Origin of the sequence: Mucilaginibacter sp. RCC_168 (assembly GCF_041355315.1) — a bacterium.
Classification (GTDB): Bacteria; Bacteroidota; Bacteroidia; order Sphingobacteriales; family Sphingobacteriaceae; genus Mucilaginibacter.
In genome coordinates, this window is record NZ_JBFUPN010000002.1 from 1 (window position 1) to 20,679 (window position 20,679).

Consider the following 20,679-nt stretch of genomic DNA (forward strand, 5'->3'; position numbering starts at 1 on the left):
CAGATCGTTCGTGTTAATACGCATAACTTTAAGTTACACTAATCTGTCCTCGAATTATCTGACCTTTACAATTGCGATCCGCCGAATGGCGGAGTGGTAATCGCATACTTTACAGAGAAGCATGCATTATTCGCGATTGCTTCGTCGTTCCTTCTCGCAATGACATGTTTCTGGGTTTAGACGCATTCATCAAAACATAGCAGCTGGTTCTACCCCATCCGGAATAGCTTGCTCCACACTCCAGTGTTCAGCTATCTTGTTTTGTGCTATTCTGAATATCTCATAAAGGGCAAATGCCTTATCTCCTCTTTTAAATTCTGATTGAACTACCGCAAAATTACCTTCGCCAATAGTACGATGTATTTCGATTTCCCGGTTGATATCATCACTTAAATAAACATCAAGGCTTTTGCCGCTATGAATTACCGCGGGATTATGTTCGATATAATCTGACTTTATAAAATTAGCAGCAGGTATTTTATTCATAATTGCTTTGTAAAACCGGTCAACGATCCCTTTACTTTTAATAGCTGAGGCACTTTGATCTATCTCATTACTTCCGTTAGTAGCAGTGATGGTCATACCGGTTTGATCAGGCATTTGTTGTATGGCGTCCCAATGTTCGGCCAACAGGCCATCTTTTAATTTAAACAGATCGATTACTGCCATTCGTTTGCCCATGAATACAATATCCAGGTGCGTAACCACTAGATCACCTTCCTGAATAGCCCTGATGATGGGCGATTTTGCATCCACCGGCGGTGGCGGCAAGGTTTTCAAATAGTTGATCATTTCGGTAATACCGGCCCTCCCCTGTTTAACGGTGGGATTATGCTGAATATAATCCTCCCGCACAAACTCAGGAATCAGTTCGGCGCGGCGCTGACCAACAATTAATTTATAAAATGAAAGTACTTTTTGTTTATTGGTTAAGGTATCCATAACTGTATTTGCTTTGGCAGGCAAGCTGCTGCACAATAAAATGCAGAAAATAGCTATTGCCTGTAGTTTGGTGATTTCCATTACTGGTAATAAAAAATGATGTAAAATTTAGTTCGTGCGAAACACCGACACTAATAGTTCAGTGCTTTAATAACCTGTTTAACAGGCCGGATTTTTGGCAATCCTTGTTTGATATGTGGTAAAAGTAATTATGCTTTAAAGATAGGAATATTTTCGATATAGAAATGAAATGGGCACTATTCAGATGTTAGCAATTCTTTTGCTTAATTCGGTTAATATAAAATCTATGATATTGGAAATTTATAATTCAACAATTGATTTCCAATTAAATATTAGATGTAAACCATAAAAGTTTAAACTATGTAAACCCACTTTCACCTACTCTTCTGCCGGGGCAGCATAAAACCGGCCGTCAAAATTAACCAGGAAAAGCTCGGTGGTAGCGCGGGTTACAGCGGTATAAAACCAGCGCAGAAAATCCATATTGATCATTTCGTCGGTTACGTAGCCCTGATCTACAAATACTGCATCCCACTGCCCGCCCTGGGCCTTGTGGCAGGTAATGGCATAGGCAAATTTAATCTGTAATGCATTGTAATATGGGTTTTGCTTTAATTCGTTATGCATCGCACGTTTGTTCACCATTCCCTCATAATCTTTCATCACTTCCTCATAAAACCGTTTCTGGTCGGCCTGTGATAAGGCAGGTGAATCGGCATACAAGGTATCCAGTAATATTTTACAATCCAGCACCGGGTCTTCGGCATAGTCAATGAATTCTATTTGTACATCGGCAAACCTGAAGCCGTACATATCTTCTATACGGCGCACCTTTCTGATGCGGGCAATATCGCCATTGGCGATAAAATTGGTGCTGCTTTCATCCTGCTCCTGTAGCCAGAAGTAGTTGTTTTTCACCACCATGATCTGGTCGCCACCAGTAAGTTCCTCTTCCCGGTACAGAATGCGATTCCTGATTTGCCCATTGTAGAGGTTGGCGTTTTTATTGGATCGGCAGATGATTAGCGTACGATCATAACCATATTTCCGGTAAGCATATTCAAGACCCTCGGACAGTCGCTCACCTGTCATCCTGAATACATCTTTATATCCTTTGGTAATTACTTTCGGTGTGCTTATTTCCTTAGCTCTGATTATATCACGGATCCGGGTAGCATTATACAGGATCCCTGAATCTTTTCCCTGCCGCAGCACATCTGTCAATTCGTAGCTAAACACGGTTAATCCAAATTTATCTTTCATCAAACCGGCATCGAGCGCGGGGCTATTTTCAGAGCCTACAGGCGGTAATTGGGCGGTATCACCCACTAATATCAACTTACAATTTTTATCATTATACGCGTATCTTAAAAGGTCGTACAACAGCGATGTACGGTTTAAACCACCTGGTTCATCCGATATCATGGATGCCTCATCTACAATAAACAGTGTATCGCTGGCCAGGTTATCTGCTATGGCAAAACCATCATCTAAAGTTAAAGCCGATTTTTTTCGGTAAATACGCTTATGTATGGTAAATGCCTTACGACCCGAATAATTAGTGATCACTTTAGCCGCACGACCAGTTGGCGCTAATAAAACGGCTTTATACTTATACTCTCGCAATGCCTTTACCAATGCGCCTAATACCGTTGTTTTACCCGTACCAGCGTATCCTTTTAGTATAAAACATTCATCCCCATCGTCGCTTAGCAAAAATTCATGTAAACGATTAAACAACTCCAGTTGCTGCCCGGTAGGTTGATGCGGAAAGGCCTTACGTATATGATCAAATTCAGTCACTTTGCAAAAATGACGATAAGTTAATTACTTATCAGCATTTTTATAAATTTGACCATGGAATTTGATGAAGATAAAATAGAAGAAACCGGAGGAGACTACGTTGAAATATATTCCAGGCGAGCCATATTCTGGTTTGCTGTATTCAGCCCTTTGTATGCAGGTATATTACTCATTATCAATTTATGGGTAGCTGGCTACAAATGGGTAATAGCTCAGGTGATCATGTTTTTACTGTTCGGCAATCTTGTTTTGTTGTTTGCCATCAGGGCGTTAAATATTAAACCTGATCTGGAAGCACTCCGCAAATTTGCTTCTGGCAGCACCCCGGCAACATCGCTTAGCCAGGTAATGCCTTTTTTTCAATTATTCTGTTTAACCCTATTTTACAATATTTTAGCAGGCATTGTTTTGACAAGGTATTTCTTTAAGAAATATTTCCCCGACGATGACTATTATCCAAGGTCCGTTTTGTGGCCAATATTGATTTATATCCTTTTAACATTGTTTTTGGGAGGCAGAGGGTTTTAATGAGACAATGCTTTTTTAACTACGGTAATTCATAGTATCTGCCAAAAAATATTACTTTTGTTAAACTGGCATGAGCGAATACAATTATAACTACCATGATGATAACTTTAGCCTTGACGAGGCCGAACGTTATAATTTATTGATACAGATTAATAAAGCTACATTTTCGTATGCGATCACTGATCAGGATAAACTGGTTGCCTGTGCGGATATGCACCCATTGGATGAGCTAACCAATCCGCAGGAACTGCTTGATCTTTTATCGGCCAAATACAAACAGGTAGTTGTAGGTTTGCCTGCTAATGGCTTTACTTTAGTCCCTCAAAGCCTGTTTAGCCCAGATCATATTACCGATTTTGCCCGCTTTTTGGATGTAAACTCAAGCGAAAAGATATCCGCTCAGCCTTTAGATAGCAGCAACATCATTATTTACAAGACAGACAGCGCGATAATCAACGCAGCCGAAGAATTTGGACTGCGTAACAGTGTTTTTTCGTCGAAAGGATGGATAACCGCCATTGCAGGAAATAACCCGGCCGATCATGATCTGTATCTGAATTTAAATGGTTCACAAGTCGAAATTGTAACCTTTAACCACAACAAATTGCGCTTCTATAACCTGTTCGAATTTCAAAATAACGACGAACTTGCTTACTTTGTGGCCCTCACAGTTAATGAATTGGATTTACAACCTACTGATACTCATATTTATTTAAATGGTGATATAGACACCGGCGATAAAAGCATCAGCCATCTGGCAGATTTTTTTGGCCAGGTAGAGCTTAATCAACTGCAGGTAGTACAAATTCCAGCCGAAATACCTGCACACCAAATATTATCACTCGCTGCTTTATCTTTATGCGCATCATCGGAGGTAGTTTAAAAGGACTGCGACTTAACCCACCCAAAAATCTTCCGGTACGCCCTACAACCGATCTGGCTAAGGAGGCCCTGTTCAATATCCTGCAAAATCAAATTGAATTTGAGGGCATTAAGGTGCTTGACCTGTTTAGCGGTACAGGTAATATCTCCATGGAATTTGCATCCAGAGGAGCTGCACAGGTAATTTCCGTTGATCGTAGCATCCATTGCGTGAATTATTTGAAGGACATATCCCGCCAGCACAAGCTGGAGCAAATAAAAGCCTATAAGGAGGATGTTTTTAAGTACCTGCAAATGGAAACTGAACAGTACGACCTCATCTTTGCCGACCCGCCTTACGACCTTAACCGAATTCCCGAAATTTCAAAAATAGTTTTTGAACGCAACATCCTGGCGCTTGATGGCTTGCTGATCGTGGAGCATCAGTCCATGCAAAATCTCAACAACCACCCCTCTTTTGTGGAGCAACGAAAATATGGACATTCGTCCTTTTCATTTTTCAGGCATCCTGTTGAATAACCCTGCAAAAAACTTTTTAAACCTTAAATTTTAACACTTTTCTGTCTTAAAAGAGGTTAAAAACAATCAAAAATTCATTCAAAACCATCTATTTTAACACTTTTTAACAAATTCCAATACGGTTTTGAACGGTTTTAAAAATTTTAAAAAGTATTAATTTATTAATATCAAATAACCATACCAACGATCTGTTTCTTGCTTGGTTTTTCTCTTAACAAAACGGCCCGGTTTTCCTTAAAAGAAAGCCTGGCCTATTGATATAAATATAAAATTATGGTTATATAACAAATAACATGGATAAATTCATCATCATAACAAACAGAATAACTATCCATCTGTATTTGACAATTTCTTCGTTGCGCTGATTTATTTTCAATCATCTTTAGACCTAAAAGAGATCATCTTCTAATTGATGGGTTCTTCGTATAATTGCTTACCCCATAATTGAATATCTCTTTGCAATAAATCAAATCGGTTAAATAAATGCTCTATTTCTTTACTTATCTCATTTATAGCACCAGGGCTCACTGTTCTAACTCTGGTTTCATGACTATGCTCTGTTCCTCCTTTTGTAAAATTTAACGATCCAAGGTACGCTATAGTATTATCTATTAAATAGATCTTACTATGGATAAAAGTACTTCTACTTTCTCTTAATGCTTTCGATGACATATAAACTTTAAAAGGAAATAACTGTGAATACCAGTAATTATAAATTCTTTTTGCGCGGATTTTAGTTTTATATAATTTATATATACCAAAAAGTACAGCTATTGGTATAATTCCCAAAATCAGCTTTAAGTCCCTAATAAAATATATTAATAATAATTCGATAGCGACTACTGCTATGATTATATAGCGTAAAATTTCAGATGTACTTATCCATTTATTTCTTAGATTGCCGGCTTCTTTATCTAAGCTTCTATGTTGTATAATTAATTTATATATGTTCTTAGGTGTATCTTCATAAAAATTCTCCTCAATGTTATCCATTGTAATTAACTGAATATCAATATTTCTATTCCGCATCTCAATAAGTTCGGCTATTAATGAGGCTGTTAAATAAGGAGATACTATCTTAACCGATTTTCGAGCATTTCTAATATCGTTTAAAAGCATTTTTCCCGCACCTGTACCTATATAAATATCACAGTTCGCTCCATTAAAATATATACTCATAATTTGTGGGATTCAACTTGTTTAGTATGACCTAAAAATAGAAAATCCGACCAGTATTTACCATACTTGCACAGCACTTAAAAACTTCATAAGTTATGATAGTGACATTCAAAACTCCTCTTAGCTCACCCTGCTATAGCCTTAGCAACTACTGGAGTAAAATCTTTTATAGTCTGCAAAGATCTACCCTACCTGTAAAATAGTTAACGCGGTATCTTTAAAGCCTGTCAGCTTTCCTTCATCCGCATTGGTGACAATAGCCTCAACCTGGTTGATATCGGCAAATTTGAGGTAGGTTTCCTTCCCTATTTTGCTATCGTCGCATAACACATAAGTGTAGGCGCTTTGGTTAATATACATCGACGTAATTTCGGCCTCCAGCTCGCTGTTGGCAAACAAACCATTAGCCGATATACCGTCCACTCCTAAAAAAGCCTTACCAGCCCGGTATCGGGCAATGTGCTCATTGGCTATTTTACCATGGGTTGCCTGCCGCTCGTTATTAAACTCGCCGCCAATGATATTGATTGATACTGAACAGTTTTGCAGTTCATAAATAACAGGCAATGAGTTGGTGATCACCTTGATCTTTTTATGCTTAATAAACTGGCACAGCCTGAAAACCGTACTGCCACAATCCATAAAAATGATATCGCCATCGTTAATATGTTCAGCCGCCTTGCGGCAAATACTATCCTTCACATCAGCATTTTGAGCCGCCTTGTTTACAAAATCATGCGGTTTGGCTAAAGGGTCAACTTTCATGGCGCCACCATGGGTACGGTACAACAGGCCATCATTAGCCAGTTGGTTCAGATCGCGCCGGGCGGTGATCTCCGAAATATTTAATGCGGTGGCCAGCTCTTTGATGTCAACTTCGCCGGTATGGTCCAGTTGCTCTAATATTTTTTGCTTTCTTTTTTGAAAGTTCATTCAAATAGTTTTATATTCGATCAAAAATAATCATAATTGATCATTTTTAATCAATTTATGACAGATATCAAAATCTTAAAAACAGAGGTACTATCAGACAACTGGTACATCCTCAGGAAAATAATTTTTGAAGCTACAAAAAAAGATGGCACTGTACTAAAACTTACCCGCGAAGCGTATGACCGGGGTAATGGCGCTACCATACTTTTATATAACCGCGACAATAAAACAGTGATACTGACCAAACAATTCCGGGTGGCTACTTACATCAACGGTAACAACGATGGGATGTTGATAGAATGCTGCGCGGGTTTGCTGGATCAAAATAATGCCGAAGATTGCATCAGGCGGGAAACCGAAGAGGAAACGGGTTATCATATCAGCAATGTAAAAAAGGTGTTCGAAGCTTATATGTCGCCGGGCTCAGTAACGGAGAACCTTTATTTTTTTGTGGCGGAGTATACAAGTGACATGAAGATAAGCGATGGTGGCGGACTGGAAGAAGAACACGAAAATATTGAGGTACTGGAACTGCCATTTACCACAGCCCTGCAAATGGTACAAACCGGCGAAATAAAAGACGGCAAAACCATCATGCTTTTACAGTATGCACAACTTAATCAGTTAATATCATGACCAATACACCTTTAGTAATTTTAATAGCAGGCCCGTACCGTTCGGGCACCAATGATGATCCATACCTGATGGCTCAAAACTTAAAAAAACTCGAAGAAATGGCCCTGCCGATATTCAGGGCGGGGCATATCCCGGTAATTGGCGAATGGTTTGCCTTACCTCTGCTGGAACAAGCAGGCTCAAAACACCCGGGCGATGCCGCTTATGAAGAGATCCTATACCCCGTGGCCCAGCGCCTGCTCACCAAATGCGATGCCGTGTTAAGGATCCCAGGCGCCTCAAAAGGAGCCGATGAAGATGTACGGATAGCGAAGGAACGCGGTTTGAAGGTTTATTATAGGTTGGAGGATATTGTTGGTAGGTAGAGCTTTATAAATACTATTTCTCCACAACCCGTCATCAATGACGTCGTTTCTATATATTGTTATATGTGAGACAAAAACGACAAGCTTTTCCCCTCTTGATTCTTGACTCTTAATTCTTGACTCTTCTTACAAGTCTCTTGCTTCCTGACGCTAAAAAGGCTACTTTTGATCAAAGCATTAACATCAGCCTAAAATGAAGATCGCTCTTTTCCCAGGTTCTTTTGATCCGGTTACCAAAGCCCACGTTGATATTGTAAAACGCTCGGTTGATCTGTTCGACAAGGTTTATATTGGCATAGGCGCCAATAGCAGCAAACAGGGCCTGCTCAGTATTGAAACCCGCGAGCAGATGCTCAGGGCGGTGTTTAAACATGATGAGCGGATACATATTGTTGCTTATGAAGGATTAACGGTAAACTTTTGCAAAAGCATCGGCGCTACCTACATGATCAGGGGGATCCGTACCGTATCCGATTTTGAATACGAAAAAGCCATAGCCCAGATGAACCATGCCCTGGTGCCCGATATTGAAAGCATCTTTATTGTAAGCAAACCGGGTTATTCGTCCATCAGTTCAACCATTGTGCGCGAAATTATGCGTCACCATGGCGATGTGGCACAGTTTATCCCCGCAGAGGCATTAGCTTATTTGTAACCAGCTTTTCTTTATGCAATACATCCATTATGGATGGGAATGTATTTTCCACAATAGGTTCGATGTGTTCTTTCTTAAACCAGCGCACATCGGTAATGCCTTCTTCTTTTTGTGGTTTTAGCTTGTCCTTACCCTTGCTGTCCATGGCAAACCAGTGCGTTTTTTTAAGCACCACCTCGCCCCTGCTAATATAAACATGATAGGTTTTGCATATTTTTTCGTTCAGCTTGCTCACTTTTATGCCGCATTCCTCTTCCACTTCGCGTACGGCAGCTTCTTTTACTTTCTCGTCCTTCTCAATTTTACCTTTGGGCAGGTCCCATTTATCGTTGCGGTAAATAAACAGGTAATCCCCGGCGGTATTCATCACCAGGCCACCCGCAGCTTCAATAAGTGTTATATTTTTGATAACCGATTTTAAGAAAAGCTTGGCATTGGCGCAGGGCACGTAGAACAACTTTTTAGGATTTGCCAGTATCCAGGTATAAATTATTCGCAGATCAAATGTCTCTGCATCAAGCCTTTCATAACTTTCTGCATGCGATGGTTCCGATTCAGTTAGCAGGATAACCTTTTCGTTGATATAAATTCTGTATTTTTGAGCCATGTTTAATAATAATGAGATCGAGCAGCAAGTTGCTGAATTTCTGCTGCAAATTAAAGCAATTAAATTACAACCTAACAATCCTTTTACATGGGCGTCGGGATGGAAATCGCCAATTTATTGTGATAACCGCGTAACACTTTCTCATCCGTCTATCCGTACTTATATCCGTCAGCAATTAACCGTTGCTATACAGGAAAAATTTGGCAGCGTGGGTTGCATAGCCGGTGTGGCAACCGCCGGTATACCACAAGGAGCGCTTGTAGCCCAGGAATTGGGGTTACCTTTTATTTACGTACGCTCGAAACCGAAAGATCATGGAACCGGCAGCCTTATTGAGGGGGATGCCTCTACAACCACCGGTAAACGTGTAGTGGTTATTGAAGACCTGATATCAACCGGCAAAAGCAGCTTGCAGGCTGTTGAAGCCTTGCGCGCAGCGGGTTTCGAAGTAGCAGGCCTCGCCGCCATATTCAGCTATGGTTTTGATGTGGCAACCGAAAACTTTAAACAAGCCGGTTGCCCCTTTGTTACTTTATCAAACTATAATGCACTGATAAAATACGCCGAGGAGCACCAATACATTGCCGATAAAGACGTGGCTATTTTAAAACAATGGCGCGAAAACCCAGCCGCCTGGGGGCAGATAGCTTCCAGTTAGTTGCGAGTCTTTAGTCTTAAGTTCGAAGTCTTAAGTTAAAGACCACCTTCCAGATTCTTGACCCAGGACTTCAGACTCCAAACTTAAGACTAAAGACTAAAACAATGAGCACTTTCACCAGCAATATCAGCATTAACAAACCCGTTAGCGAGGTTTACGCTTTTTTGGCCGATTTTAACAATCACCAGAAACTGATGCCGGAAAATATACAGGAATGGGTTTCGACTGCAGACGAAGCTCATTTCAGCATTCAGAATATGGCCAAGCTTTCCTTAAAGATTGAAAGCCGTGTGCCTGACCAGGAAATTATTATTGTGCCGGCAGCTAAACCGCCGTTTGATCTGAAATTAAAATGGTCGTTATCTTATGATAACGACCATACTGATGTTATTTTTACTATCGATGCAGATCTGAACATGATGATGAAGATGCTTGCCTCGGGTCCGCTGCAAAAACTGGCGGATCATGAAACAAATAGCTTAACCGAAATATTAAGTTAAGCGCAGCATCTGCCTATCAATATACTTTCCTTTTCTGTGTATTGTTGATGGCTATTATTACGTTGATAATAACCAATGTGATGATTAATGCTCCCATGACTGGTAATATTTAATAATGTATGAATCTGTTGAGTCAAAGGTTGTTCCATTTTCTGTAATTGGTTAATTTATAACTGTATAACGCTAAACTGAGCTCTTAGTTTTAAAGTTACCCATAATATGGGCAAATATGTACACGCTAATGTCAATTAAATGTGACGGAATACGTACTTAAATCCACAAAACTCCCCATTTAAAATCAGCCTTAATACCAAAAAAATGAACTATTTACCGTATTTTTGCGGCAAATTACAGGTGCAGCATGATTACGGTATCCAATCTATCATTACGTTACGGAAAACGGACTTTATTTGAAGACGTTAACCTTAAATTTTCACAAGGCAATTGTTATGGCATTATAGGTGCCAATGGTGCCGGCAAATCAACATTTTTAAAGATTCTTTCGGGCGATATTGATCCAACAAGCGGTTCAGTAAGCTTTACTCCGGGCGAGCGTATGGCGGTTTTAAGCCAAAATCACTATGCCTTTGACGAGTTTACGGTTATAGAGACTGTGATGATGGGCTACAAAGAGATGTACGCCGTAATGAAGGAAAAAGACGCCATTTACCTGAAAGAAGATTTTACCGATGCCGATGGCGAACGCGCCGGCGAACTGGAGAACCTGTTTGCCGAAATGGATGGCTGGAATGCCGAAAGCAATGCCGCTACCTTGTTAAGTAACCTGGGTATCAAAGAAGAATATCATTACAACCTGGTAAAAGATCTGGACAATACCCAAAAAGTACGCGTATTGTTAGCTCAGGCACTTTTTGGCAAACCTGATATTTTACTACTGGATGAGCCTACAAACGACCTGGACATCCACACCGTAAGCTGGCTTGAAGACTTTTTAGCATCGTACGAAGCTATTGTACTGGTAGTATCGCACGACAGGCACTTCCTGGATACGGTTTGTACCCACGTGGTAGATATTGATTTTGGTAAGATGACCATTTATACAGGTAACTATACTTTCTGGTATGAGTCAAGTCAGCTGGCTTTGAAACAACGCTCTGATCAGAATAAAAAGACAGAAGATCGTGTTAAGGAATTGCAGGAGTTTATCCGCCGCTTTAGCGCCAACGCTTCTAAATCGAAACAAGCTACCAGTCGTAAAAAGGCGCTCGATAAGATCAATATCGACGAGATACAGCCATCAAACCGTAAATATCCCGGAATTATATTCAATAACCTGGGCCGCGAAGCCGGCGACCAGATATTACAGATCGAGAATTTAAGTAAAACCCTTAATGGTGAACTTTTATTCAACAACATCAGTCTTACGGTAAACAAAGGCGATAAAATTGCTATACTGTCACAAAACAGTTTAGCAACCACCGCGTTTTATAATATTTTAACGGGCAGGGATACCGACTTTAAAGGCTCATTTAAATGGGGCGTTACCATTAATCCGGCCGACATTCCTATCGATAATGCCGAATACTTTAAAGGCAAGGATGATAACCTGATAGACTGGCTGCGCGAATACTCACCGGGCGAAAAGGATGACCAGTTTATCCGCGGCTTTTTGGGCCGGATGCTATTCTCTGGCGAAGAGGTATTGAAAAAAAGCAATGTACTTTCTGGTGGCGAGAAAATGCGCTGCATGTTTAGCCGTATGATGCTACAACAAGCCAATTTGCTGATGTTTGACGAACCTACCAACCACCTCGACCTGGAATCGATCACGGCGCTTAATAATGGCATGAAAGATTTCAGGGGCACCATTCTGTTCACCTCACGAGATCATGAACTGGTAGAAACAGTAGCCAACCGCATATTTGAACTAACACCAGGCGGCTACATCGATAAGCTGATGACCTACGACGAATATATCAACAGCGATATCGTAGAAAAACAACGGGCTGATCTATATGCTTTAGTGTAACCAAAGAGCAGGTAAATAGTCTTACAGGTATGAAAAATTCAATACTTATTTGCTTATTTACCACTTGCACTTTATTTGCCCATGCCCAGGTGTTTGAGGGTGTTGTTAAAGATGCCAAAACCGGTATGCCCTTACCTTATGTAAATGTGGGTATTGTTGATAAAGGCATAGGTTCTGTTACCGATAATGCCGGCCGCTTTAAGCTTAATTTAACCGGTCATGATGCCGATAGTTTGAAGCTATCTATGATAGGCTATAAATCACTCACCTACCAGGTGGCCAGTTTTATTAAGGATGCAGAAGCTCATAAAATACTGCTTTTACAGCCCACAGTTACCCAGTTAAAAGAAGTAAAGGTTAACAACCATAAATGGAAACAAGTAGTATTGGGAAATACTTCGCAATCTAAATCTACCAACGCGGGTTTTACCGACAACAAACCAGGATATGAGATAGGTGCCATTATCAAGATCAAAAAATCGCCTACTTTTATAAAGCAATTTAACGCCAATATAGCAACCGAAGTAACCGACTCTGTAAAACTTCGCCTAAACTTTTACAGCGTTAAAGACGGCATGCCCGATCAGCTTTTGCAAAATGAAAACATATTTGTGACCGTTAAAAAAGGCCAGCAAAGGATAAATGTAAACCTGGAACCTTATAACATTGTTGCCAAGGACAAATTTTATGTAAGCCTGGAATGGATACAAAATACAGAGGGCCATGGCGTAATGTTTTCTGCAAGTTTCTTAGGTGGCTCCATCATCTCTCGCGAAACCAGCCAGGCAAAATGGGAAAAAGTAGGTATAGCGGGTATTGGCTTCAATGTATTGGCTGAATATTAATTTTCACCTAATACCTCAATACGAAGAAGACCATTCTTGGAGTTTTTAATCAAAAAAATTATCCAAAATCAAATATCCTGAACCTAAAATCAAAAATAAATCAGCATATTTGCAACCCAATAAAAATAAAAGACTTGGTAGCTCAGCCGGTAGAGCAACTGACTCTTAATCAGTGGGTCGAGAGTTCGAGCCTCTCCCAGGTCACTCAGTGGGACAGAGATGTAAAATCGTACTCTGTCCCATTTTTATTTTAAAAAAAAATAAGCGCCCCATTTTACCGGAGCACTTATATCAACTAATTCTCAAACTGGAGTCCTAATTCATCTATTTCCAGATAGCGTTAAGCCCCGATAGTTTAAGGTCCTTGAGCCTGTCTTTACTTTCAACTTTAAAATGATCAAATGGCTTATTGGGAAAAAAGATGGCAGTCATCGTGGTAAGGCCCTGGTCGGCAAAGAGTTCTACAGAAGCCACATCAATTACCAGGGTAAGATCAGAGCTTTGTGAGGATGAAAACCTGGGTGCAAAGAAACGCCCCTTGAAGTCTTTCTGAAAAGCCGTATTGCCGGCCTTCGTGCGGTCAATATAATATTGCCTGGCTTTTTTGTCATAACCAATGACCAATTCCTCCCCGAGGCTATTTGACAATGTCACACGGTAATCGCTTAAAGACGCTGTTGACAACTTGAGCAAACCGCGTCCTGTAAATGTACCTGCTTTGTTCAATACTACTGATTTAGCTGGCTCTTTGATTCCATTCAATTCGGGCACAGGCAATGAGGCAAGGAGTACTTCTCCGTTCACCTGTTTTAGTGACAGGTCCCGGGGTATGGTCATGGCATTACGCCACTTTTCTGTAGGCACCAGGTTGGCGTACGCCCAGTTACTCATCCAGCCCAGAAATATTTTACGGTCGCCGGTATTGCTCCAGGTCACACCTGCATACTCATCAGGTCCGTAGTCGAGCCAACGGGTCTTTCCGTCCACCGCTGTAAAGCCATGTCCGTCAAACGTTCCGATAAAATATTGAGTTGCCGATCCGCCATTTGGGCCGCTAGGATTCAGGTTTACAACTAACACCCAATAAGTTTTCCCATCGACTTTTAACGGAAACAGATCGGGACATTCCCAAACACCGCCATGAGCGCCCAACTGTTTTCCGAATTCACTTTCCTGTTTCCAGCGCTTCAGATCAGGTGAAGAAAAAAAAGTGATATGATCCTGAGTGGCCAATGTCATTATCCATTTCTTTTGCGGCTCAAACCACATCACTTTAGGATCACGAAAGTCCCGTATTCCGGTATTCTTCAAAACAGGATTACCGGCGTATTTCGTCCAGGTTTTACCCTCGTCCAGACTGTAGGCAAGACTTTGGTTCTGAAAATCGTTCCGTCCGCTTTTTTCGCCTTTCGGATCGTGATGTGTAAAAATGGCGACTAAGGGAATACGGCCATTTTTTCCAAAGCCCGAGGTGTTATGAATGTCGGCAACTGCGCTGCCAGAAAAAATATAACCCAAACTGTCCGGATATAACGCAATCGGCATTTCTTTCCAGTGCATCAGATCTTTACTTTGTGCATGCCCCCAGTGCATGGGGCCCCATGTTGTGCCGCCGGGATAGTATTGATAGAACAAATGATAAGTTCCGTTATAATAAACCATACCATTCGGATCATTGATCCAGTGCTCCCTGGGCGAGAAATGCACCTGTGGCCGATATTGCTCCTGATATTTGTTATTGTCCTGTGTTTGTGCCAAGGCTGTTGCACCTATCACTACGAAAGCCAGACTAAGGAGATGTTTGAAATTTCTTTTCATAGTTGAGTTATCAATTAAATTACCATCCGGTATTTTGTTTGTATAATCCTTTGCTAAAATTAATCTGGTTTAGCGGAATTGGCATGTATTCGTCCCGGTTCTTTTTAAACACGGCATCCTGCAAATGCGATTTCCTGGTTTTCTCCACAGTAAAATAGCTGTTCATATATTCAGCAGCAATACCCCAGCGCACCAGGTCAAAAAAGCGGTACCCTTCCATGGCAAACTCCAGGCGGCGCTCAAAGCGTAATGCCTGCCTTGCATAATCCTGTGTCCATACACAGTTGACACCCGGTTTGTAGGTATCAATTTTGTAATTGGATATGCTGTTTCCGTTGGCCTGCTTAAGCAGTGATTCGCTATTAGCTGCACGCTGGCGTACCTGATTGATCAATGGCACAGCTTCCAGCTGCCTTCCTAACTCTATCAACGCCTCGGCCTTAAATAAAAGTACATCGGCATAGCGGATAATGGCCCAGTTTTTACCGCTCGACATAAATGGCGGGAACTTTTTAAAGGCGGCATCACCCGGTAACACGGTTTCTTTCATGCTCAAATGAGGTCCGTAAACCTGCGGAGCCCTTGCCCACGATGTCTGAAATATAAAATTTGGATCGTATTTATACGGATGTCCGGGGGTTGCCACAGTATGGTCAATACGCGGATCAAATGAGTTGGCCTGATAATTACCGGTAGGTTCCACATCGGCATTATTAAAAGTACCAAACATAGGTAAGCCCGTATTATCAGTTTTAAACGCATTGATCAGGTTATTGCTGGGTACATGAAATCCGCAGCAACCATACTCTTGATTCATCGGGTAATCGAGCTCATGACCAAAATCCTCGCGACCTTGCGGTGTACCATCATTTATAGAATATTGAATAGCGAAAACAGATTCCTTGCCGTTTTCAAATTGCGATAAAAAGTTATTGGCAAAATCAGTGCTTAAAGCATAAGAGCCGGAATTGATCACATCATCACACAGGCTATTAACTTCTTTAAGTTTTGCCTGATCGACCGAGGTTACATTATTATTGTCATCCTGAGTGTAGGCATGGTATAATAACGCTTTAGCCAGGTACGCTTCCGCAGCAAATTTATTAGCCCTGCCCACATCAGATTGTGTTTTTGGTAAATTGGCTACTCCTGCACGGAAATCATCTTCAATTTTTTTCCATAAAGCATCATCGGTCATCGCACGGTTTGAAATGGTTGGATAATCAGTTTTGGTTATCGTTTCATCAATATAAGGCACATACTTAAACAATATCTTTAGGAGGAAATAGAAATGCCCGCGTAAAAAGCGCAGCTCGCCCTGCCTTATGGTCTTATTAGGATAATCAGTTTCGGTTATAGCATTAACCCGGCTTAATGCGTCATTTACCCGGCCTATTCCTACATATATGCGAAACCAGAGCGCATCTGTTGGCCCATAATCTACACGGTTTAATGAAAACGTTTCGTAGCCATGAAACTCGCTGATATCGCCGGGGCCATCGCCGCCTTTATAAGCATCTCCACTCCTAATGCTGCCATAAGGCCACATACTGCTGTAAGGGGTCATATACTCATCATTACCTAAGGCCGAGTAAGCGGCAATTACCATTTTATCAACATTGGCAGGTGTATTTAAATCGGCACTTGCCGCCGTACCCTGAGGTATGGTGTCCAAAGTTTTTTTGCAGGACAGCAGGCAGATACAAATAAAGCCCGCTATATATATTTTACTTTTCATGTCTTTATTTTATAAATATTTAAAAGGAAAGGTTTACACCCAGGGTAGCTATAACCGGGATCGGATAAATGTTATTCGGATTTTCCGGATCAGTTGCCGTGTATGATTTACTCTTAACCGTAAACAGGTTACTGGCTTGCACAAATACGCGTGCAGTTTTAACATTTATGCTTCTGAGCGCACTTTTAAGGTTATAACCTACTTGAATATTCCTTAATTTTAAGTAGGAACCATTTTCAATGTAATAGGTAGATGACCGTCCCTCGTTGTTCCTGTCAACAGTGGTTAATGCGGGAATGGTTGAGTTAGGATTCTTAGGAGTCCAGGCGCTCAGCGTTCTTACGCCCCAATTAGCTCCGGGTGCAATTGATGAAAAGTCGGTTAAGCCTTTGTAGGTATTGTACTCCATAACACCCTGCACTCCCTGAAAAAAGAATACGAGGTCAAATTGCTTAAAGTTAACCGTGGTGTTTAAACCATAGGTGAAGTCGGGATCAGTGTTACCTATAAATTTCTGGTCCTTGCTATCAATAACACCATCGCCATTCAAGTCTTTGTACCTTATACGGCCCAGGCCTTTACCCGGCTGGCTGGCAGAATTATCAACTTCGACCTGCGACCTGAACAATCCATCGGCAACGTACCCGTATATAGAGTTAACTGACCGGCCCAGAATAGTTTGGTCTGTTCCATTACCTGGATAGGAAGCTATTGCATCCTGGGGCAAACTGGTGATCTTATTGCGATATGCGGCTATATTACCTGTTAGCGTAAAAGAAAGGTCATTTGACACCCTGCCACTATAATTTAACAAAAACTCAAAACCGGTGTTACGCACCGAGGCTGCATTAATAGTGCGGTTGCCGGCCTCGCCCAAAACGGCAAGGTATGCGGGGGTAAGCAAAATATCTTTGGTATTTTTAACAAAATAATCAGCCGATCCGGTAACGGTATTGTTAAACAGACCAAAATCCAAACCAAAGTTTGATTGTGTGGTAGTTTCCCATTTTAAATTATCATTACCCTGCTGTATTTGCGTAAAACCAGATGGCAGCTGGCCTGTACCAGCCCCTGAAATATCATAGGCCGAACCGGTTTCATAGCCAAAAATGTGGTTTACGCCATAAATAGCCGAGTAAAGCGTATAGGGAGCATAATATGGACTTGCCTGATTTCCAGTTTGACCATAAGAATACCTTAATTTCAGGTCAGACACGGCAGAAATATTATCCTTGATAAAACTTTCCTGGCTCAAACGCCAGCCCGCTGAAACCGCCGGAAACACCCCATACCTGTTGTTGGAACCAAACCTCGACGAGCCATCTCTACGGATAGTAGCTGACAACAGGTATTTGTCGTCGTAAGAATAGTTGGCCTTACCAAAGTATGATAACAAGGAATAGGTGGCACCCGAACCGCCATTATCTATATTGGTTGATCCGGAACTCAGGTAGGCATAATCTATATTTTCTTCTCCAACACCTTGTCTTGTTCCGTAAAGCGATTGATTAATGTATTTAAGTTCTTCCTGGCCTGCCAGTACATCCAGTTTATGTTTTCCTTTATTAAAATTATAGGTAAGTGTATTGCTGAATATCCAGTTACCCTCATAATTGGCATTTTGATTAACGAGGTTTGTAGGATCGGAAAGGAAGCCGGAAATGTATGATTTACGCAAAGTACGCGCATAATTTCCGTTATAGTCTGCCGATATGCTTGTGCGAAAATTTAAGCCCTTAATAATATTTAATTCGGCATAGGCGTTGCCCAGTATCCGGCCAAAATTGTTTTTATTTTGTTTGTTATCTTCTATCAGCCTTACTGGATTTTGCCTGTCGGCCATGCCCGGGCCCGGGCCACCCCAGCCTATGCCATCAACCGTATGTACAGGTACAGCTGGCTCTTCAATTTGAGAAAGACTGGTAACATCGCCGGTGGGAATCAGCACATCCTTCATATAGGTGCCCGTAAAGGTTTCGCCTATTTTTAAACGGTTATTAAAAAAGTTGTATTCCGAATTAAAGCGGGCTGTGATCTTTTGATCGTGAGTTTCTTTAATTACGCCCTTGTTATCATAATAACTTACAGAAAACAGCGAATTTCCTTTTTCATTACCATTAGCTACCGATAGGTTGTATGATTGAATAACCGATGTTTGACCAATTTCATTAAACCAGTTTGTATTGGCAGGCTTCATTGTTTTGGCTGCATCCAAAAACTCAGGCAATATAACTTGGTTCAGTACCGGGTTATTGTAGTCTTTATTCCAGTCGTACTGATAGGTCTGATTCAGATTAGGGTCAAGTTTATCGTTTACGGATGCCTGCCAGTAGGCTGCTCCGCGCTGTTGGGTATTTAATGTTTTTAACTTGGTGGTATAAAACTGCATGGATGTAGAAGCATCAAAGTTGATACGGCTAAATCCGGCTTTTGCTTTTTTGGTGGTAACAATAATAACACCTGCTGCCGCGCGTGAACCATAAATAGAGGCTGACGCAGCGTCCTTCAGGATCTGTATCGACTCGATATCGCTTTGGTTTATTTCCTGCAGCCCGCGCTGGGTTTGTACACCATCAATAATATACAGTGGATCGTTACCCGGAAGGCCCGGCAGTGGCAGCGTGGTGTTACCGCGTACCCGTACTGTTGCTGTTCCGTTAGGCGAACCATCTGCGGTGATAAACAAACCTGGTACCCTGCCTTGCAACGCTTTAATAGGATTACCTACGGGAATATCTTTGATCTCACTTACATTCACAACAGCAACTGCACCCGTAATATCCTTTTTACGTTCTTTTTGATAACCTGTAACTACCACTTCGTTCAGGTTTGAATTACCTTCCAGTGTAATTTGCAGATTTGCCGATGCCGATGTAATTTTTACCGTTTGCGACGTTAAGCCTACATAAGAGAATCTTAGGGTCTGGCCTGGCGTTGCCTCAATAGCAAACTTGCCGTTCTTATCTGTCAACACCGCTTTTTGGGTTTCGATAACGGCAACAGTAACCGCCTCTAAGGTATTGGAAGATTTGTCTGTAACAGTACCCTTAATTAAGCGGGACTGCCCAAAACTTCCGCTGGCCATTGTTACCAGCAGGGAACAAAAAAATAAAATTTTTCTCATAATTATTAAATGGTTATTGATTGGTTTAAAACATTTGATTTCTGAAGTTTGTATACTCTGCTATTTCATATGGTGGACATCCTCCTTTCTTTGTGGCTATAAACGCGCCCATCGCGACTGAATTTTTGATCGTGACTTTAGGATCCTGTTTTAAATGATGGTTGGCAATGAATGCCGATAAAAATGAATCGCCGCTGCCGATAGTGTCCTTCACTTTGACTTCGGTGCCCCAGGCATGATAAACTTTGTCATTTTTATAGTAAGAAGCGCCGAATTCACCCTTGGTCACAATGATCTCCGGAACATTGAACTTGTCCTGGATAAACCTGATTTGAGAAAGTTCCTGACTGAAAGAACCGCCAAATAATATCTGCGCCATTTCCAGTTCCGCCTGGTTGAACTTAACGATGTCTGCTTTTGCCAGCAGCATCTCCAGTAGATCCTTGTTTACAAATGGCGGTCTTAAATTGATATCAAAAACTTTGATGCAATCTATTTCCAAAAGCTCCATCAGGGTCTTTCTGGTAATCGTATTTCGTGAAGACAGGCTGCCATATACGAAATACGTATCAGGCGACAGCTGATCCGCAATAGCATCGGAAACCCCGATAAAATCCCAGGCAACCGGGTATACAATGTCGTAGGAAACTTCATTCCCGTTATTCATTTTTGCTACCACCTCGCTTGTTGGATATTCCGAATCTTCCTGTACGAAATCGTGGTTTATGCCCCAGTTTTCAAGCAACTTTATCAATTTTTCCCCATTGGTGTCGTTCCCTACCCTGCTGACAATGCTGGTAAGTAAGCCCAGTTTATTCAGGTGATAGGAAACATTTAACGGCGCTCCGCCTGGTTGGGGACCATCGGGTAACATGTCCCATAGTATTTCGCCATAGCAGATTACAGGTATTTCAAGTGTGTTTGTTTTCATCACGC

At 41.4% G+C, this 20,679-nt stretch carries 19 protein-coding genes and 1 tRNA gene; 11 read left to right on the top strand and 9 right to left on the bottom strand.

Features of this window, described 5'->3' with window-relative positions; translation table 11 throughout:
* Window positions 1-189: 189 nt before the first annotated feature.
* Window positions 190-1,023, bottom strand: coding sequence for a nuclear transport factor 2 family protein (locus tag AB6735_RS01525; RefSeq protein WP_370994049.1), 834 nt, complete (start codon window positions 1,021-1,023; stop codon window positions 190-192).
* 318 nt (window positions 1,024-1,341) lie between these two features.
* Complete coding sequence (locus AB6735_RS01530) at window positions 1,342-2,766, bottom strand: ATP-dependent RecD-like DNA helicase (protein ID WP_370994050.1); 1,425 nt, start codon at window positions 2,764-2,766, stop codon at window positions 1,342-1,344.
* Between the two features lie 54 nt (window positions 2,767-2,820).
* On the opposite strand from AB6735_RS01530, the gene AB6735_RS01535 reads away from it, so the two are divergent.
* The 3 genes from AB6735_RS01535 to rsmD all read left to right on the top strand — a co-directional run bounded on the left by AB6735_RS01535 (window position 2,821) and on the right by rsmD (window position 4,695).
* Complete coding sequence (locus AB6735_RS01535; RefSeq protein WP_370994051.1) at window positions 2,821-3,294, top strand: hypothetical protein; 474 nt, start codon at window positions 2,821-2,823, stop codon at window positions 3,292-3,294.
* Window positions 3,295-3,364: 70 nt separating this feature from the next.
* On the top strand, window positions 3,365-4,177 hold the full coding sequence (locus AB6735_RS01540) for a DUF3822 family protein (RefSeq protein ID WP_370994052.1): 813 nt from the start codon (window positions 3,365-3,367) through the stop codon (window positions 4,175-4,177).
* Window positions 4,153-4,695 (top strand): 16S rRNA (guanine(966)-N(2))-methyltransferase RsmD, encoded by a 543-nt coding sequence (rsmD, locus tag AB6735_RS01545; protein ID WP_370994053.1) that lies wholly within the window; start codon window positions 4,153-4,155, stop codon window positions 4,693-4,695. The genes AB6735_RS01540 and rsmD overlap by 25 nt, the downstream gene beginning before the upstream one ends.
* A gap of 405 nt (window positions 4,696-5,100) precedes the next feature.
* Here rsmD and AB6735_RS01550 read toward each other — a convergent pair whose 3' ends face one another.
* A complete protein-coding gene (locus AB6735_RS01550; protein WP_370994054.1) occupies window positions 5,101-5,874 on the bottom strand; it encodes a phospholipase D-like domain-containing protein in 774 nt (257 codons plus the stop codon).
* 183 nt (window positions 5,875-6,057) lie between these two features.
* Window positions 6,058-6,807: a DeoR/GlpR family DNA-binding transcription regulator gene (locus AB6735_RS01555; protein ID WP_370994055.1), complete on the bottom strand. Its 750-nt coding sequence runs from the start codon at window positions 6,805-6,807 to the stop codon at window positions 6,058-6,060.
* Window positions 6,808-6,864: 57 nt separating this feature from the next.
* Here AB6735_RS01555 and nudK point away from each other — a divergent pair, with 57 nt between their 5' ends.
* The 3 genes from nudK to coaD all read left to right on the top strand — a co-directional run bounded on the left by nudK (window position 6,865) and on the right by coaD (window position 8,463).
* Window positions 6,865-7,443 carry a GDP-mannose pyrophosphatase NudK gene (nudK, locus tag AB6735_RS01560; protein ID WP_370994056.1) on the top strand — a complete coding sequence of 193 codons (579 nt, stop codon included), beginning with the start codon at window positions 6,865-6,867 and terminating at the stop codon, window positions 7,441-7,443.
* A complete protein-coding gene (locus AB6735_RS01565; RefSeq protein ID WP_370994057.1) occupies window positions 7,440-7,808 on the top strand; it encodes a DUF4406 domain-containing protein in 369 nt (122 codons plus the stop codon). The genes nudK and AB6735_RS01565 overlap by 4 nt, the downstream gene beginning before the upstream one ends.
* Before the next feature lie 193 nt (window positions 7,809-8,001).
* On the top strand, window positions 8,002-8,463 hold the full coding sequence (gene coaD, locus AB6735_RS01570; protein WP_370994058.1) for a pantetheine-phosphate adenylyltransferase: 462 nt from the start codon (window positions 8,002-8,004) through the stop codon (window positions 8,461-8,463).
* On the opposite strand, the gene AB6735_RS01575 is transcribed toward coaD, so the two are convergent.
* Window positions 8,432-9,070 (bottom strand): NUDIX hydrolase, encoded by a 639-nt coding sequence (locus tag AB6735_RS01575; RefSeq protein ID WP_370994059.1) that lies wholly within the window; start codon window positions 9,068-9,070, stop codon window positions 8,432-8,434. The two genes, coaD and AB6735_RS01575, sit on opposite strands and share 32 nt — an antisense overlap.
* Between AB6735_RS01575 and pyrE the strand changes: the two genes are divergently transcribed.
* From pyrE to AB6735_RS01600, 5 genes are all read left to right on the top strand, one after another.
* Window positions 9,069-9,728, top strand: a complete 660-nt coding sequence (pyrE, locus tag AB6735_RS01580) for an orotate phosphoribosyltransferase (RefSeq protein ID WP_370994060.1) — start codon at window positions 9,069-9,071, stop codon at window positions 9,726-9,728. The two genes, AB6735_RS01575 and pyrE, sit on opposite strands and share 2 nt — an antisense overlap.
* Before the next feature lie 104 nt (window positions 9,729-9,832).
* Entirely contained in the window at window positions 9,833-10,228 is a 396-nt protein-coding gene (locus AB6735_RS01585) for an SRPBCC family protein (protein ID WP_370994061.1), read from the top strand.
* Window positions 10,229-10,589: 361 nt separating this feature from the next.
* Window positions 10,590-12,218, top strand: coding sequence for an ABC-F family ATP-binding cassette domain-containing protein (locus tag AB6735_RS01590; RefSeq protein WP_370994062.1), 1,629 nt, complete (start codon window positions 10,590-10,592; stop codon window positions 12,216-12,218).
* 29 nt (window positions 12,219-12,247) lie between these two features.
* Window positions 12,248-13,063 (top strand): carboxypeptidase-like regulatory domain-containing protein, encoded by an 816-nt coding sequence (locus AB6735_RS01595; protein ID WP_370994063.1) that lies wholly within the window; start codon window positions 12,248-12,250, stop codon window positions 13,061-13,063.
* A gap of 131 nt (window positions 13,064-13,194) precedes the next feature.
* A tRNA-Lys gene (locus AB6735_RS01600) sits at window positions 13,195-13,267 on the top strand.
* A gap of 120 nt (window positions 13,268-13,387) precedes the next feature.
* Here the strand turns inward: AB6735_RS01600 and AB6735_RS01605 are convergent.
* The 4 genes from AB6735_RS01605 to AB6735_RS01620 are packed head-to-tail and all read right to left on the bottom strand — an operon-like array spanning window position 13,388 to window position 20,674.
* Window positions 13,388-14,881 carry a glycoside hydrolase family 32 protein gene (locus AB6735_RS01605; protein ID WP_370994064.1) on the bottom strand — a complete coding sequence of 498 codons (1,494 nt, stop codon included), beginning with the start codon at window positions 14,879-14,881 and terminating at the stop codon, window positions 13,388-13,390.
* Between the two features lie 19 nt (window positions 14,882-14,900).
* A complete protein-coding gene (locus AB6735_RS01610) occupies window positions 14,901-16,619 on the bottom strand; it encodes a RagB/SusD family nutrient uptake outer membrane protein (protein ID WP_370994065.1) in 1,719 nt (572 codons plus the stop codon).
* Between the two features lie 19 nt (window positions 16,620-16,638).
* Complete coding sequence (locus tag AB6735_RS01615; protein ID WP_370994066.1) at window positions 16,639-19,743, bottom strand: SusC/RagA family TonB-linked outer membrane protein; 3,105 nt, start codon at window positions 19,741-19,743, stop codon at window positions 16,639-16,641.
* Window positions 19,744-19,768: 25 nt separating this feature from the next.
* Window positions 19,769-20,674 (bottom strand): carbohydrate kinase, encoded by a 906-nt coding sequence (locus tag AB6735_RS01620; RefSeq protein WP_370994067.1) that lies wholly within the window; start codon window positions 20,672-20,674, stop codon window positions 19,769-19,771.
* Window positions 20,675-20,679 lie beyond the last annotated feature (5 nt).

Excerpts from the sequence above, each read along its gene's own strand:
- AB6735_RS01620 (WP_370994067.1), bottom strand. The coding sequence starts at position 20,674 with ATGAAAACAAACACACTTGAAATACCTGTAATCTGCTATGGCGAAATA.
- AB6735_RS01595 (WP_370994063.1), top strand. The coding sequence starts at position 12,248 with ATGAAAAATTCAATACTTATTTGCTTATTTACCACTTGCACTTTATTT.
- AB6735_RS01540 (WP_370994052.1), top strand. The coding sequence starts at position 3,365 with ATGAGCGAATACAATTATAACTACCATGATGATAACTTTAGCCTTGAC.
- AB6735_RS01535 (WP_370994051.1), top strand. The coding sequence starts at position 2,821 with ATGGAATTTGATGAAGATAAAATAGAAGAAACCGGAGGAGACTACGTT.
- AB6735_RS01550 (WP_370994054.1), bottom strand. The coding sequence starts at position 5,874 with ATGAGTATATATTTTAATGGAGCGAACTGTGATATTTATATAGGTACA.
- pyrE (WP_370994060.1), top strand. The coding sequence starts at position 9,069 with ATGTTTAATAATAATGAGATCGAGCAGCAAGTTGCTGAATTTCTGCTG.
- AB6735_RS01590 (WP_370994062.1), top strand. The coding sequence starts at position 10,590 with ATGATTACGGTATCCAATCTATCATTACGTTACGGAAAACGGACTTTA.
- AB6735_RS01555 (WP_370994055.1), bottom strand. The coding sequence starts at position 6,807 with ATGAACTTTCAAAAAAGAAAGCAAAAAATATTAGAGCAACTGGACCAT.
- AB6735_RS01565 (WP_370994057.1), top strand. The coding sequence starts at position 7,440 with ATGACCAATACACCTTTAGTAATTTTAATAGCAGGCCCGTACCGTTCG.
- AB6735_RS01585 (WP_370994061.1), top strand. The coding sequence starts at position 9,833 with ATGAGCACTTTCACCAGCAATATCAGCATTAACAAACCCGTTAGCGAG.
- coaD (WP_370994058.1), top strand. The coding sequence starts at position 8,002 with ATGAAGATCGCTCTTTTCCCAGGTTCTTTTGATCCGGTTACCAAAGCC.
- AB6735_RS01615 (WP_370994066.1), bottom strand. The coding sequence starts at position 19,743 with ATGAGAAAAATTTTATTTTTTTGTTCCCTGCTGGTAACAATGGCCAGC.
- AB6735_RS01605 (WP_370994064.1), bottom strand. The coding sequence starts at position 14,881 with ATGAAAAGAAATTTCAAACATCTCCTTAGTCTGGCTTTCGTAGTGATA.
- rsmD (WP_370994053.1), top strand. The coding sequence starts at position 4,153 with ATGCGCATCATCGGAGGTAGTTTAAAAGGACTGCGACTTAACCCACCC.
- AB6735_RS01610 (WP_370994065.1), bottom strand. The coding sequence starts at position 16,619 with ATGAAAAGTAAAATATATATAGCGGGCTTTATTTGTATCTGCCTGCTG.
- AB6735_RS01575 (WP_370994059.1), bottom strand. The coding sequence starts at position 9,070 with ATGGCTCAAAAATACAGAATTTATATCAACGAAAAGGTTATCCTGCTA.
- nudK (WP_370994056.1), top strand. The coding sequence starts at position 6,865 with ATGACAGATATCAAAATCTTAAAAACAGAGGTACTATCAGACAACTGG.
- AB6735_RS01525 (WP_370994049.1), bottom strand. The coding sequence starts at position 1,023 with ATGGAAATCACCAAACTACAGGCAATAGCTATTTTCTGCATTTTATTG.